The following is a 14,130-nucleotide window of genomic DNA, read 5'->3' on the forward strand; positions in this document are numbered from 1 at the left end:
CCACGAACGCGACCAACTGGGGTTGAAGTGGCAATCGTGTGCCAGGCTTTGCGGCCTAATCTGCTTGTCGTGAACGAACTTCTGCTGACCGACGACGAACGCGACCGGGCCGGTGCGCGGCTGCTCGCGCTGCTGGACGGCTACGAACGCGGCCTGGCCAAGGCCGACGTCCTGCCGGCGCCCGACCGGGACGCGCTGGCCTCGTTGCTCGCCACGCCGATGCCGGAGCAGGGGAGCGGCGTGGACGCGCTGTTCGACAGCTGGGAGGACACGATCCTGCCGAACTCGACGACGGTGGCGCACCCGAGGTTCCTCGCCTACGTGCTCGGGCCGCCCAACGGGATCGCGCCGTACGCCGAGGCGATGGCCGCCGCGATCAACCAGAACTGCAACTTCTCCCAGCTGTCCCCGGCGGCCGGTGTGGTCGAGCGTTCGGTGCTGGAGTGGCTGGCGTCGGTCATCGGATTTCCCAGGAGCACCAAGGGAATCCTCACCGGCGGTGGTTCGCTCGCGACGCTCCAGGCACTGGCCACGGCACTGCGCGACCGCGTGCCCGACTTCCACGCCAACGGTCTGCAGCGGTCGGCGCCACCCCTGGTCGTCTACACCTCGGTCGAGGCGCACCGCAGCGTCGACAAGGCGGCCGCGATCCTGGGCATCGGCCTGGACAACGTTCGTCACATCGCCACGGATTCCTTGCACCGCATGGATGTGGACGCGTTGCGGGCGGCTGTCGAGGAGGACCGCGCCGAGGGCTTGCGACCGTGGTGCGTGGTCGCGACCTGCGGCACGGTGTCGACCGGATCGGTGGACCCGATCGACGCGATCGCCGACCTGTGCGCCGCGGAGGACCTGTGGCTGCACGTGGACGGTGCCTACGGCGCGCTTTTCCTGCTGTCGGAGGAGATGCGCGGGCTGATGGGCGGATGTGCGCGGGCCGACTCGATCACGCTCGACCCGCACAAGCTGCTGTACGCCTCGCTGGAGGCGGGCTGCCTGCTCGTGCGGGACGGCTCGAAGCTGCGGGACACCTTCGCGTTCGACTCCTCGTACCTGACGGTCGCCGAGGATCCCCTGATGACCGACTACATGGACTACGGGCCGCAGCTGTCCCGCAACTTCAAGGCTTTCAAGGTGTGGAGCGCGCTGCGGGCGTTCGGGGTGTCGGCGTTCCGCGAGGCCAACGAGCGCACTCTCCGGCTGGCGCGGCGGCTGGGCGACGGCATCGAGGCCACGCCCGGGCTGACGTTGCTGGCGCCCGTCACGCTGACCGCCGTGTGCTTCCAGGTCGACGGTGCCTCGCCGGAGGAGCACACCGCGTTGCTCACCACGCTGGCCGCCGAGAACGTCGCGTTGCTCGGACCCGTTGTGGTGGCGGGGAAACGAGGCATCCGCGCCTGCGTCACCAACCACCGCACGTCCGAGGCCGACATCGACCTGATCCTCGAACGACTCCGCTGACCGAGGCTAGTCGCGCCAGACGTCCGCGAGGTTCCGGTCGAACATCGTCGCGATCGACACCAGCGCGGCGTCGAGGCCGACGTTCTCCGGATCGACGAGCGCCTGCAGGTGGATGCCCAGGAGCGCACCGTTCAACGCCACGGCGGCGGTGCGCTCCTGCTCGGCGGCCCGGCCGGGATCGACGCCGGCCGGACGCTTGAACCGCAGCAGTTCCTCGATGCCCTCGCGCCTGCGGGCGAAGAACTCCCGGTATTGGTCGTGCACGACACCCCGATCGCCCAGCGCCTCGACCAGGATCATGAACACCAGCGCCGAGTTGCCGGTCCGCAGCAGTTCCGCCGTCTCGCTGAACACCTCGGCGAGCGACGGCACGCTCTCGTAGCGCTCGGTGGGCCAGATCCGGCCGACGGCCCGTTCGACGACGGCCATCACGAGGCCGTCCTTGTTCTTGAAGTGCCACGGGATCGAGCCGCGGCTGATGCCCGACCGCTTCGCGATGTCCACAAAGGACGTGCGGTCGAACCCGCGCTCGGCGAACAGTTCCTCGGCGGCGTCCAGGATCCGGCGGCGGCTCTCGTCGCCGATCTCGTCGATCCGGCGCGTCCCAGGGGAGGTCACAGCGATCATCGTACGACTCGCGCGAGGTCACCCGGCACGTGCCGAGCCGTCGAGACCAGCACCAGCCCGGCGACCACCGAGGCCGCCGGAGCCACCAGTGCCACCGCGACCTGCACGCCCCAGAGCTTCTCGGCCACGCTGCTGACGACCGCGCCGCCGAGCCCGCCGACCGCCGCCGTGAAGACGCCGACCAGCCCGAACGCCGTCGACCGGAACTCCGCGGGCGTCACCGACGCCACGACCAGGCTGAGCGGGACGATGCCCGCGAACGTCATGGCCTGCACGACGACCCCGATCACCACGTAGGTCGTGACGTCCGTTGCGTACGCCTGTGCCGCGAACCCGATGCCCAGCACCGAGAGCGCGCCGGCCGCGAGGTGCAGGCAGGCCCGGGGGCTGCGGCGGAACAGGCGGTCGCTCGTCACCCCGCTGACCACCGCCCCCAGCAGCCCACCGGCCGCGCAGACCGACATGATCAGGCCCCGGGCCACGGCGCCCTGCCCGTGCTGCTCCTCGAGGATGACGTTGAGGTAGATCGGCACGGTGATCACGGAGACGCCGAACGCGCCGAGCGCCACCACCACGCCCACGAGCGTCGGGATCTTCCTCAGGTCCTTCAGCGCGCCGCGCGGTGTCGCCGTCGAGTGCTCCCGGGCCGGTTCGGGCAGCCGCAGCGCGGCGAGTCCGAGCAGCAGTGCCGGCACGGCGAGGAACGCGAACGCCCAGCGCCACGGTTCGTGCTCCTCGGGGATCAACGCCGCGAACGCCACCGCGAGCAGGGGACCGGCGACGATGCCGAGCGGCTGCCCGCCGCGATGCAGCCCGAGCACCCGCCCGCGCACCGCCGGTGGATAGGCGTCGACCAGCAACGACGACTGGATCGGCCCCTCGTTGGCCTTGCCGATGCCCGCGACCACGCGGACCGCGACGGCCTGCCAGAGGTTCTGCGCCAGACCGAACACCCCGGCCGCCGCGGCCCAGACGAGGGTCGCGACGCCCACGATCGACGTGCGGCGGTGCCGGTCGCCCAGCAGGCCGAGGGGAAGCGCGGCGACGGCCACCATCACCCCGGTCAGGGAGCCGACGACGCCGATGGCCCCGGTGCTGATGCCGAGCGACTCGCGGATCTCCGGCGCGAAGACCACGAACATCACGCCGTCGGCGCTGTCCACGACCTGGAGGCCTGCCAGAACGCCGATGGTGGCGCGGCCGCCGGTGGAGAGGACCTGTCTCAGTGCGGTGGTGGGCATGCTGAGCAGGCTACTGTGTCAGTCAACATAGTGTCGTCAGATCAACACAGAGGAGTGGCGTGATGCAGGATTGGGCGGGTTCGACCGCGTTCATCACCGGGGGTGCCAGAGGGATCGGCCTGGGCATCGCGCGGGCTCTGGCCGGGCGCGGCGCACGTCTCGCGCTCGCCGACGTCGACCCGCCCGCGCTGGAGCGGGCGGCCGGGGAACTGGGCGCGGAGACCTATCTGCTGGACGTGCGCGACCGGGAGGGGTTCGAGGAGGTCGCCGGGCGGGTGGGGCCGGTGGACCTGTTGTTCAACAACGCCGGCATCGTGCCGCACGCCGTGGTCACCGAGTTGACCCATGAGAAGTGGGACCTGGCCCTGGCGGTGAACCTGACCGGCGTGATCAACGGGATCCAGGCGTTCCTGCCGGGCATGATCGAACGCGGCAGCGGCTACGTCGTGAACACCGCGTCGGCGGCGGGGCTCGTGTCCGACCCGAACGTGCTGTACACGACGGCCAAGTTCGCCGTCGTCGGCCTCTCGGAGTCGTTGCGCCTCAACGTGAGCGGGCACGGCATCGACGTCAGCGTGCTGTGCCCGGGGCCGGTCGACACGGACATCGTCGCGAACACCAGGGCGTCGAGCGCCGATGTGGCGTTGCGGGAGGAGTTCGTGCCCGCCGTCGAGGAGTTCCTCAGGAGCGGGCCGAGCGTCGACGAGGTGGGGGAGATGGTGCTGGCGGGGATGGCGAGGCGCGCGCCGTGGATCTTCACCGGCTACGACGTCCGGCCACACCTGGAGCAGCGGATGGAGGCGCTGCTCGCCGCGTTGTGATCAGGCCACGGCTTCGCGGCTGCCGGTGTCCACGTAGATCACGCCGTCCTGCACCACGACCGGGTACGTGCGCACGGCCTTCTTGGCCGGCAGGCACGTCGGCATGCCGGTGCGCAGGTCGAACAGGGCGGCGTGCAGCGGGCACTCGACGAAGCACCCCTCCAGCCAGCCCTCGGACAGGGACGCGTCCTGGTGGCTGCAGGTGTCGTCGATCGCGTAGAACTCGCCCTCCGAGTGGAAGACCGCGATGGCGGGGTCGCCGGGAATGCGCAAGGACTCGCCCTCGGGGAGTTGGTCCACGGCGCATGCGGTGATCATCAGAAACCCTCCGTTGCGTATTACGGAACTGGGTGTGCGATACGCAACTGCAGAATGGCTCAGGATCAGGGACATCGTCAAGGAGCCGTTTGGTTGCGCCAGTCGGATAGTGTTGCGTGATGAGCAACAACGGTGAGGCTCGTGACCCCGCGCTGGTGCAATCGGTCGATCGGGCGGTGGCGGTGCTCGAACTGCTGGCCCGCAACGGGGAAGCCGGGATCACCGAGATCGCCGCCGAGCTCGGTGTGCACAAGTCCTCCGCGTCCAGACTCGTCTACACGTTGCAAGCCCGTGAGCTGGTCGAACAGGACGGCGAACGCGGACCTTTCCGGATCGGCCTCGGCATGCTCCGCTTCGCCGGCGCGGTGACCGGGCCGGTCGACTACGGCCGGGTCGGCGGGCCCGTCTGCGTGGAGCTCGCGGACCGGCTCGGCGAGACCGTCAACATCGCGATCCTCGACGGCGGTGTCGCGTTGAACGTGAGTCAGGCACGGGGAGGTTCGGCGGTGGCGGCGCAGAACTGGGTCGGTCAGCGCACGCCGCTGCACGCCACGTCGAGCGGCAAGGTCCTGCTCGCCGGTGCGCCCGTCGCCGAGCGGGACCGCCTGCTGTCGGGCGACCTGGAGTCGTGCGCTCCGCGCACGATCACCGATCCCGTGAAGTTGCGGTGCGTGCTCGAGCGCACCACCGAGGACGGGTTCGCCACCTGCGTGGAGGAGCTGGAGGCCGGGTTGCACGCCGTCGCGGTGCCGGTCTACGACTCTCACGGCGACGTCGTGGCGGCGATCAGTGCCGCCGGCCCGGCCTACCGGCTCTCGCAGAAGCGCATGCCCGAGATCGTCGAGGAACTGCGCGTGGCGTCCCGGGACCTTTCGGCCCGAATGGGACATTCCGTGCTGTGAAAGACCTTCACGAAACGAAGAGCCCCCGGTCGCGGCCGGGGGCTCTTCATGTTTTCGGGTGCCTCCGTCCGTGCGACAAGGGCTTGACAACGGCTCTTCCGGGTCGCACCGTGATGCGCGCTGCAGTTGCATAATGCGAACCTCGTTGCGTATTGCGGAACTCGCTCGGAAGGGTTGGCCCGTTGTCACTCTCCGTTCCCACCACCACAGTTCTGGACCAGGACCTCGACGAGCTCGACCCCGAGGTCGCGGCCGAGATCCGGCTCGAGTTGCACCGCCAGCAGTCGACGCTGGAGATGATCGCCTCGGAGAACTTCGCGCCGGTCGGAGTGCTGCAGGCGCAGGGGTCGGTGCTGACCAACAAGTACGCCGAGGGGTATCCCGGACGCCGCTACTACGGCGGGTGCGAGCACGTCGACGTGATCGAGGCGCTGGCGATCGAGCGGGTGAAGGCCTTGTTCGGCGCCGAGCACGCGAACGTCCAGCCGCACTCCGGCGCCCAGGCGAACGCGGCGGCGATGGCGGCCGTGCTGCAGCCCGGCGACACGATCATGGGCCTCGACCTCGCGCACGGCGGCCACCTGACGCACGGCATGCGGATCAACTTCTCCGGTCGCCTCTACAACGTCGTGGCCTACCACGTGGACCGCGAGTCCGGCCGCGTCGACATGGCCGAGGTCGAACGGCTGGCGGTCGAGTCCCGGCCGAAGCTGATCATCGCGGGCTGGTCGGCCTACCCGAGGCAGCTCGACTTCGCCGAGTTCCGCCGCATCGCCGACCTCGCCGGTGCCAAGCTCATGGTCGACATGGCGCACTTCGCCGGTCTCGTCGCGGCGGGCCTGCACCCGAGCCCCGTCCCGTTCGCCGACCTCGTCACGACCACCACCCACAAGACCCTCGGCGGTCCGCGCGGCGGCGTGATCCTCTCGACCCGGGAGCTGGCCAAGAAGGTCGACTCCACCGTGTTCCCCGGCCAGCAGGGCGGGCCGCTGCAGCACGTCATCGCGGCCAAGGCCGTCGCGTTCAAGGTCGCGGCGGGGAGTGAGTTCCGCGAACGTCAGCAGCGCGTCCTCGAAGGCGCGCGCATCCTCGCCGAACGTCTCTCGCTGCCCGACTGCGCCGCGGCCGGGGTGAAGGTCCTGTCCGGCGGCACCGACGTGCACCTGGTGCTGGTGGACCTCGTCGAGTCCTCACTGGACGGCAAGCAGGCCGAGGACCGTCTGCACCGCATCGGGATCACGGTCAACCGCAACGCCGTCCCGTTCGACCCACGTCCGCCGATGGTCACGTCCGGTCTGCGGATCGGCACCCCCGCGCTCGCCACCCGCGGCTTCACCGCCGGCGACTTCACCGAGGTCGCCGACATCATCGCCGCCGCACTCCAACCGGGCTTCGACGAGGGCGACCTGGTCGCCCGTGTCGACGGCCTGGCCGCGAAGCACCCCCTCTACCCCCACCTCTGACAGGAGCACTCGAAGTGGCACATGCGGTGAACGGTGTCGTGGCCAGGGGGCGTGGGGCCAAGGTCTCGGTCGAGACCATCCTCGTGCCGGACCCCGGCCCCGGCGAGGCGCTGGTGAAGGTGCAGGCCTGCGGGGTCTGCCACACCGACCTGCACTACCGGGAGGGCGGGATCAACGACGAGTTCCCGTTCCTGCTCGGGCACGAGGCGGCGGGCGTCGTCGAGGCCGTCGGCGAGGGCGTGACCGACCTCGATCCCGGTGACTTCGTGATCCTGAACTGGCGCGCGGTGTGCGGGTCGTGCCGCTCCTGCCTGCGTGGGCGTCCGCAGTACTGCTTCAACACCCACAACGCCTGCCAGCCCATGACGTTGCAGGACGGCACCCCGCTGTCGCCCGCGCTGGGCATCGGCGCGTTCGCGGAGAAGACTCTGGTCCACTCCGGACAGTGCACGAAGGTGAACCCCAAGGCACCGGCGGAGGTCGCGGGCCTGCTCGGCTGCGGCGTGATGGCGGGCATCGGCGCCGCGATCAACACCGGCGGCGTCACCCGCGGCGACAGCGTGGCCGTGCTCGGCTGCGGTGGCGTCGGGGACGCGGCCATCGCGGGTGCCCGGATCGCCGGTGCGCGCGCGATCATCGCGGTCGACCTGGACGACACGAAACTGCGATGGGCCGAGCGGTTCGGTGCCACGCACACGATCAACGCCCGGGAGAAGGACGTCGTGGAGGCGATCCGCGAGCTCACCGAGGGCAACGGAGCCGACGTCGTGATCGACGCGGTCGGCCGGCCCGAGACGTTCCAGCAGGCCTTCTACGCCCGTGACCACGCCGGTCTCGCCGTGCTGGTCGGCGTGCCGACACCGGACATGAAGCTCGAACTCCCGTTGATCGACGTGTTCTCGCGCGGTGGCGCGGTGAAGTCGTCCTGGTACGGCGACTGCCTGCCGTCACGCGACTTCCCGATGCTCATCGACCTCTACCTGCAGGGCCGGCTCGACCTCGGCGCGTTCGTCTCGGAGACGATCGGGCTGGGCGACGTCGAGAAGGCGTTCGAGGACATGCACCACGGCCGGGTCCTCCGTTCGGTGGTGGTCCTGTGAACCAGCCGAGAGTCGTGCTGATCGGCGCGGGCATCGTCGGGTGCGCGATCGCCGACGAACTGACCGCGCGGGGCTGGACCAACGTCACCGTGCTCGAACAGGGACCGCTGTTCGCCACCGGCGGCTCCAGCTCGCACGCGCCGGGCCTGGTCTTCCAGACCACCGGCTGCAAGACGATGACGTCGTTCGCCAAGTACACCGTCGAGAAGTACACGGCGCTGACGATGGACGACAAGTGGTGCTTCCAGCAGCTCGGCGGGCTGGAGGTCGCCACCACGCCGGAACGCTGGACCGACATCAAGCGCCGCCACGGCTGGGCGACGGCGTGGGGCGTCGAGAGCTTCCTGCGCGATCCGGAGGAATGCGCGCGACTGCACCCGTTGCTCGATCCCTCGAAGATCCTCGGCGGCTTCCACATCCCGAGCGACGGCATCGCCAAGCCACTGCGCGCCGCCGAAGCCCAGGCGCGCCGGGCCATGGACCGCGGCGCGAAGTTCCTGGCGCACCACAAGGTCACCGGCATCGAACGCAACGGCCGCCGCGTGAAGGCCGTCGTCACCGAGAACGACACGTTCCCGGCCGACGTCGTCGTGTCGTGCGTCGGCATGTGGGGCCCGCGGATCGGCCGCATGGTCGACCTCGACATCCCACTCGTCCCGATGGCGCACCAGTACGCGAAAACGGCGCCCCTGCAGGTGTTGAAGGGCGTCAACACCGAGCTGTCCGAGATGTCGAAGCCGTTGCTGCGCCACCAGGACGCCGACCTGTACTTCCGCGAGCACGTCGACCGCGTCGGCATCGGCGCGTACGGGCACCGGCCCATGCCGATCTCGGCGGACGACATCCTCGACTTCGACGTGGCGCCGACCATGCCGTCCGAGATGGCGTTCACCCCCGAGGACTTCGAGACCTCCTGGGACGCCGCCGTCGACCTGCTGCCCGCGTTGGGCGACTCGAAGGTCGAAGAAGGCGTCAACGGCCTCTTCTCGTTCACCGCGGACGGCAACCCGCTGCTCGGTGAACACCCCGGCCTGCAGGGGTTCTGGGTCGCCGAGGCCGTGTGGATCACGCACTCGGCCGGTGTCGCGAAGGCGATGGCCGAGTGGCTGGTCGACGGTCAGCCCGGCATCGATCTGCACGGCTGCGACCTCAACCGGTTCGAGGACGTCCAGCGCTCGCCCGGTTACGTGCACGAACGCAGCTGCCGGGCGTTCGTCGAGGTCTACGACATCCTGCACCCGTTGCAGCCCGCCGAGAACCCACGTCCGTTGCGCACCAGCCCGTTCTACGAGCGGCAGCGGGAACTCGGCGCGGTGTTCCTGGAGGCGTCGGGCTGGGAGCGGCCGCACTGGTACGAGGCCAACGCCTCGTTGCCCGAGGTCGCGGAGATCCCGGCACGCAACGAGTGGGCGTCGCGGTTCTGGTCGCCGATCGCCGGTGCCGAGGCACTGGTGGCGCGCAAACGGGTCGCGATGTTCGACATGACCGCGTTGAAGCGCCTGGAGGTCAGCGGCCCGGAGGCGTTGACGTTCCTGCAGACCATGACCACCAACCAGCTCGACCGCAAGCCGGGCGCGGTGGTCTACACGTTGCTGCTCAACGAGGACGGGGGAGTGCGCAGCGACCTGACCATCGCCCGGCTCGGCGAGAACCGGTTCCAGGTCGGCGCGAACGGCCCGCTCGACCTCGACTGGCTGCGCCGGCGCATGCCACCCAACGGCGGTGTGCACATCAAGGACATCACGCCCGGCACCTGCTGCATCGGCCTGTGGGGCCCTCTGGCGCGCAAGTTGTTGCAGCCGTTGACGAAGACCGACTTCTCGCACGAGGCCATGGGTTACTTCAAGGCCCAGGAAGCGTTCATCGGCGAGGTGCCGGTCACCGCGATGCGCCTGTCGTACGTCGGCGAACTCGGCTGGGAGCTCTACACGACGGCCGACATGGGACGTCGTCTGTGGGACACGCTCTGGGAAGCCGGGCAGCAGCACGGTGTCATCGCCGCCGGGCGCAGCGCGTTCACCAGCATGCGGCTGGAGAAGGGTTACCGCTCGTGGGGCACCGACGTGACCACGGAGCACGACCCGTTCGAGGCGGGGCTGGGCTTCGCGGTGCGGATGAACAAGGGCTACTTCCACGGCCGCCAGGCCCTGGAGGGCAAGTCGGAGGAGACCGCCGCCCGCAGGCTCACCTGCCTGATCATCGACGACGACCATCAGGTCGTGATGGGCTCCGAGCCGGTGCTCGCCGGTGGTGTGGCGGTCGGGTACGTCACCAGCGCGGCGCGGGGGTACTCGATCGGCAAGAACATCGCCTACGCGTGGCTTCCCGCCGAGATCGCCCGGGAGGGCACACAGGTCGAGATCGAGTACTTCGGTGAGCGCGTCCAGACCGTCGTGACGTCCGAACCGCTCTTCGACCCCAAGATGACGCGGATCAGGTCATGACCCACGACGTGATCGTCATAGGGCTCGGCGACCTCGGCGGGGCGGCCGCACACCGCCTCGCCGCGCGGGGGCTGCGCGTGCTCGGGCTGGACAGCCGGTCGCAGGCCGAACTGCCCAGCTCGGACGACGCCTTCCGGGCCGGCGCCGACCTGCGCTTCGAGGAGACGGTGATCGACTTCCACGTCGAGCCGTCCGGAACGGGTGCCCGCGTGCTGACGCGGTCGAGCACCCACGCCGCACCGCTGCTGGTGATCTGCGCCGGCATCGACGCGCGATCTCTCCTCCTCTGACTTCTCTTCACGGAGCCACCATGACCGCGACCGAACTGCCGTCCAGCCTGATCCCCACGCTGCCCGGCCACACCTACACCGACCCGGCGATCTTCGAGCTCGAACAGCAGAACATCTTCGAGGAGATGTGGTTCTGCGCGGTTCGCTCGGCGGACCTCCCCGACGCGGGCAACTTCCGGACCGTCCAGATCGGACGCGAGAGCGTGCTCGTGACCCGCGCCCGCGACGGCTCGCTGCGCGCGTTCCTCAACATCTGCCGGCACCGCGGCGCGAAGCTGTGCACCGAGGAGACCGGCACGGTCAAGCGCAACTTCCAGTGCCCGTACCACGCCTGGACCTACGGCCTCGACGGCAAGCTTGTCGCCGCGCCGAACCTCACGTCGATGCCGGACATCGATCGCGTCGAGTACGGCCTGAAGACCGTGCACCTGCGCGAGTGGCTCGGCTACGCCTGGATCTCGCTGGCGGCCGAGCCGGCGTCGTTCGAGGAGACCGTCCAGCAGGACGTCCGCGAGCGCCTGGGCAACCTCGACGCGATCGGCAACTACCAGGTCAGCGAACTCGACCTGGGCCGCCGGATCACCTACGACGTCAAGGCCAACTGGAAGCTCATCATCGAGAACTTCATGGAGTGCTACCACTGCGCGACCATCCATCCCGAGCTCACGGAGGTCCTGCCGGAGTTCGCGGACGGCTACGCCGCGCAGTACTACGTCGGGCACGGCGCGGTGTTCGGCGAGGAGATCAAGGGTTTCACGATCGACGGCAGCGAGGGGTTCGACAACCTGTCCGGAGTGGACTCCGAGCAGGACCGCCGCTACTACGCGATCACCGTGCGGCCGCAGGTGTTCATCAACCTCGTGCCCGACCACGTGATCATCCACCGGATGTACCCGATGGCTGCCGACCGCACGATCGTCGAGTGCGACTGGCTCTACGCCAAGGACGTCGTTGCTTCGGGCAAGGACGTGTCGCGGTCCGTCGAGCTGTTCCACCGCGTGAACGAGCAGGACTTCGAGGCCTGCGAACGGTGCCAGCCCGCCATGTCGTCGCGTGCGTACCGCGCCGGCGGGGTGCTGGTGCCGTCGGAGCACCACATCGGTGAGTTCCACGAGTGGGTGCAGAAGAAGCTGACCAAGGGGACCGCTTAGCAGGCCAACTCAACGAAGAGGTGGTAGCAGTGTCCGTCAAACCCGAGCAGACGTTCTTACCCACCGAGAGATCCCACACCGACCGAGTCGTGTTCACCGTATCCGCGGTCGTCGCCACCGCGTTCCTGGCGTGGGGCGTCATCGGCACGGACAGCCTCAGCGCCGTCTCCAAGGCGGTGCTCGGCTGGGTCATCCGCAACACCGGCTGGGCGTTCCTGGCCGCGGCCACCGGGTTCGTGATCTTCGCGCTGTACCTGGCCTTCAGCAAGTACGGGAGGATCCCGCTCGGCCGCGACGGCGAGAAGCCGGAGTTCCGGACGGTCTCGTGGGTCGCGATGATGTTCAGCGCAGGCATGGGCATCGGCCTGATGTTCTACGGCGTCGCGGAACCGCTGGCGCACTACGTGAAGCCACCGCCGGGGTCGGCCGAGGGCGGCACGGGCGCGGCGATCGACGTCGCGATGGCCACCTCGTTGTTCCACTGGGCGATCCACCCGTGGTCGATCTACGCCGTCGTCGGCCTCGCCATCGCCTACGGCACGTTCCGGCGGGGGCGCAAGCAGCTCATCAGCGCCATGTTCGCCCCGCTGTTCGGCGACCACGTGTCGGAGAAGCCGCTGGGACGGTTGATCGACGTGCTGGCGATCTTCGCGACGCTGTTCGGGTCGGCGGCGTCGCTCGGTCTCGGCGCGCTGCAGATCGGCAGCGGGCTGAAGGCGGGCGGCTTCGTGCGGGAGAACCCCGGCGTGGGCGTGCTGATCGGCATCATCGCGGTGCTGACGGTCGCGTTCGTGGCGTCGGCGGTGTCCGGTGTGGCCAAGGGGATCCAGTGGCTGTCGAACATCAACATGGTGCTGGCCGTCGTGCTGGCGGTGTTCGTGTTCGTGGTCGGGCCGACGGTGCTGATCCTGAACCTGGTGCCCGCCGCGGTCGGCGACTACTTCCGGGACATGGGCGAGATGATCTCGCGCTCGGCGGGGACCGGCGGGAGCGAGATGGAGACCTGGCTCTCCGGCTGGACGATCTTCTACTGGGCGTGGTGGATCTCGTGGACGCCGTTCGTCGGCATGTTCATCGCGCGGATCTCGCGTGGCCGCACGATCAAGCAGTTCGTCAAGGGCGTGATCCTGGTGCCGTCGCTGGTGAGCCTGGTGTGGTTCTCGATCATGGGTGGCACGGCGATCTCGTTGCAGCGCGACGGCACCGACCTCGCGGGCGCGGCGAACCCCGAGTCCCAGCTGTTCGGGGTGCTCGACCAGTTCCCGCTGGGCGCGGTCGCGGGTGTGGTCGTGATGGTGCTGGTGGCGATCTTCTTCGTCTCCGGCGCGGACGCGGCATCCCTGGTGATGGGCACGTTGTCCCAGCGCGGGGCCCACGAGCCGCATCGCCGGCTGGTGGTGTTCTGGGGCGTGGCGACCGGTGGTGTGGCGGCCGTGATGCTGCTCGTCGGTGGGGGAGGCGCGACCGCGCTGACCGGGTTGCAGAACCTCACGATCATCGCCGCCGCACCGTTCGGGGTGGTCATGGTCGTGGCGTGCGTGGCGCTGGTGAAGGACCTGCGCAGTGACCCGCTCTTCCGGGCCGCTGCCCTAGATGAGAGCCCGGATCGCGCGCTCGAAACCGATGACGTGCTGCGAAGCTAGCTCGCTCGCCTTCTTCGCATCTCCTTCGATGATCGCGGTGAGGAGGGGCACGTGTTCGTCGACGTGACCGGCCATCCCGGACAGCCGGGGCAGGAAGACGCACCAGATCCGGGTGGCCAGGTTGTCGTAGGAGATCAGCGTGTCCTCGAGGAACGGGTTGTGCACGCACCCGTAGATCGCGCGGTGGACGCCGACGTCGGTGCGCAGCAGTTCCGTGTTGTCACCCGTCGGCGCCGCCGTGTCGAGCTGCGAGCGCAGTTCGGTCAGGGCGGTCCGGTCGGCGGGCGTGGCGCGGTCGGCTGCGGCTGCCGAGGCCAGGGGTTCCAGGGTCCTGCGCACCTCGGAGATGTGCGAGAGGTCGGAGATGTTCACGTCGGTGGCGAACGTGCCGCGGCGCGGGAAGGCGACGACGAGCCGTTCCTGCTCGAGTCTTTTCAACGCCTCGCGGATCGGGGTGCGGCCGACGCCGAGCTCGGTGCGCAGCCGCTCCTCGTTGATGGGCTCACCGGGCTTGATCTCCAGCATGACCAGGCGATCTCGCAGGACCGCGTACGCCTGCTCGGTGAGTGAGACGGAGGCGGGCTCGTCGTTGACCCGTGCGTTCATGTGACCTACTGTAACGCACAGACTGATATATCAGGAGTCGACCAGATGATTTCGCTGGAGGCG

At 69.3% G+C, this 14,130-nt stretch carries 13 protein-coding genes; 9 read left to right on the forward strand and 4 right to left on the reverse strand.

The window, feature by feature from the left end:
- Window positions 1-69: 69 nt before the first annotated feature.
- The gene (locus tag PV646_RS16080; RefSeq protein WP_500342563.1) at window positions 70-1,461 is read left to right on the forward strand and encodes a pyridoxal phosphate-dependent decarboxylase family protein; all 1,392 of its coding nucleotides are present in this window, start codon (window positions 70-72) and stop codon (window positions 1,459-1,461) included.
- A gap of 6 nt (window positions 1,462-1,467) precedes the next feature.
- Here PV646_RS16080 and PV646_RS16085 read toward each other — a convergent pair whose 3' ends face one another.
- Both PV646_RS16085 and PV646_RS16090 read right to left on the reverse strand, forming a co-directional pair.
- A complete protein-coding gene (locus tag PV646_RS16085) occupies window positions 1,468-2,079 on the reverse strand; it encodes a TetR/AcrR family transcriptional regulator (protein WP_500342564.1) in 612 nt (203 codons plus the stop codon).
- A gap of 5 nt (window positions 2,080-2,084) precedes the next feature.
- Complete coding sequence (locus tag PV646_RS16090) at window positions 2,085-3,329, reverse strand: MFS transporter (protein WP_500342565.1); 1,245 nt, start codon at window positions 3,327-3,329, stop codon at window positions 2,085-2,087.
- Window positions 3,330-3,391: 62 nt separating this feature from the next.
- On the opposite strand from PV646_RS16090, the gene PV646_RS16095 reads away from it, so the two are divergent.
- The gene (locus tag PV646_RS16095) at window positions 3,392-4,150 is read left to right on the forward strand and encodes an SDR family oxidoreductase (protein WP_500342567.1); all 759 of its coding nucleotides are present in this window, start codon (window positions 3,392-3,394) and stop codon (window positions 4,148-4,150) included.
- Here PV646_RS16095 and PV646_RS16100 read toward each other — a convergent pair whose 3' ends face one another.
- Complete coding sequence (locus tag PV646_RS16100) at window positions 4,151-4,468, reverse strand: bifunctional 3-phenylpropionate/cinnamic acid dioxygenase ferredoxin subunit (protein ID WP_500342568.1); 318 nt, start codon at window positions 4,466-4,468, stop codon at window positions 4,151-4,153.
- 119 nt (window positions 4,469-4,587) lie between these two features.
- On the opposite strand from PV646_RS16100, the gene PV646_RS16105 reads away from it, so the two are divergent.
- From PV646_RS16105 to PV646_RS16135, 7 genes are all read left to right on the forward strand, one after another.
- Window positions 4,588-5,370, forward strand: a complete 783-nt coding sequence (locus tag PV646_RS16105) for an IclR family transcriptional regulator (RefSeq protein WP_500342569.1) — start codon at window positions 4,588-4,590, stop codon at window positions 5,368-5,370.
- 182 nt (window positions 5,371-5,552) lie between these two features.
- The gene (gene glyA, locus PV646_RS16110) at window positions 5,553-6,833 is read left to right on the forward strand and encodes a serine hydroxymethyltransferase (protein WP_500342571.1); all 1,281 of its coding nucleotides are present in this window, start codon (window positions 5,553-5,555) and stop codon (window positions 6,831-6,833) included.
- Window positions 6,834-6,847: 14 nt separating this feature from the next.
- Entirely contained in the window at window positions 6,848-7,933 is a 1,086-nt protein-coding gene (locus PV646_RS16115) for an S-(hydroxymethyl)mycothiol dehydrogenase (protein WP_500342572.1), read from the forward strand.
- Window positions 7,930-10,377: a GcvT family protein gene (locus PV646_RS16120; RefSeq protein WP_500342574.1), complete on the forward strand. Its 2,448-nt coding sequence runs from the start codon at window positions 7,930-7,932 to the stop codon at window positions 10,375-10,377. The genes PV646_RS16115 and PV646_RS16120 overlap by 4 nt, the downstream gene beginning before the upstream one ends.
- Window positions 10,374-10,667, forward strand: a complete 294-nt coding sequence (locus PV646_RS16125; RefSeq protein WP_500342576.1) for a hypothetical protein — start codon at window positions 10,374-10,376, stop codon at window positions 10,665-10,667. The genes PV646_RS16120 and PV646_RS16125 overlap by 4 nt, the downstream gene beginning before the upstream one ends.
- 20 nt (window positions 10,668-10,687) lie before the next feature.
- Window positions 10,688-11,818 carry an aromatic ring-hydroxylating oxygenase subunit alpha gene (locus PV646_RS16130; protein ID WP_500342577.1) on the forward strand — a complete coding sequence of 377 codons (1,131 nt, stop codon included), beginning with the start codon at window positions 10,688-10,690 and terminating at the stop codon, window positions 11,816-11,818.
- A 20-nt stretch (window positions 11,819-11,838) separates the two neighbouring features.
- Window positions 11,839-13,461 (forward strand): BCCT family transporter, encoded by a 1,623-nt coding sequence (locus tag PV646_RS16135; protein ID WP_500342579.1) that lies wholly within the window; start codon window positions 11,839-11,841, stop codon window positions 13,459-13,461.
- On the opposite strand, the gene PV646_RS16140 is transcribed toward PV646_RS16135, so the two are convergent.
- Complete coding sequence (locus tag PV646_RS16140) at window positions 13,408-14,067, reverse strand: GntR family transcriptional regulator (RefSeq protein ID WP_500342581.1); 660 nt, start codon at window positions 14,065-14,067, stop codon at window positions 13,408-13,410. The genes PV646_RS16135 and PV646_RS16140 overlap by 54 nt on opposite strands.
- Between the last annotated feature and the right edge of the window lie 63 nt (window positions 14,068-14,130).

This window comes from Streptomyces sp. ID05-26A (assembly GCF_033794685.1).
GTDB lineage: Bacteria > Actinomycetota > Actinomycetes > Mycobacteriales > Pseudonocardiaceae > Lentzea.

Coding starts and splice junctions, on each gene's coding strand:
- PV646_RS16100 (WP_500342568.1), bottom strand. CDS start 4,468: ATGATCACCGCATGCGCCGTGGACCAACTCCCCGAGGGCGAGTCCTTG.
- PV646_RS16125 (WP_500342576.1), top strand. CDS start 10,374: ATGACCCACGACGTGATCGTCATAGGGCTCGGCGACCTCGGCGGGGCG.
- PV646_RS16105 (WP_500342569.1), top strand. CDS start 4,588: ATGAGCAACAACGGTGAGGCTCGTGACCCCGCGCTGGTGCAATCGGTC.
- PV646_RS16140 (WP_500342581.1), bottom strand. CDS start 14,067: ATGAACGCACGGGTCAACGACGAGCCCGCCTCCGTCTCACTCACCGAG.
- PV646_RS16095 (WP_500342567.1), top strand. CDS start 3,392: ATGCAGGATTGGGCGGGTTCGACCGCGTTCATCACCGGGGGTGCCAGA.
- PV646_RS16090 (WP_500342565.1), bottom strand. CDS start 3,329: ATGCCCACCACCGCACTGAGACAGGTCCTCTCCACCGGCGGCCGCGCC.
- PV646_RS16130 (WP_500342577.1), top strand. CDS start 10,688: ATGACCGCGACCGAACTGCCGTCCAGCCTGATCCCCACGCTGCCCGGC.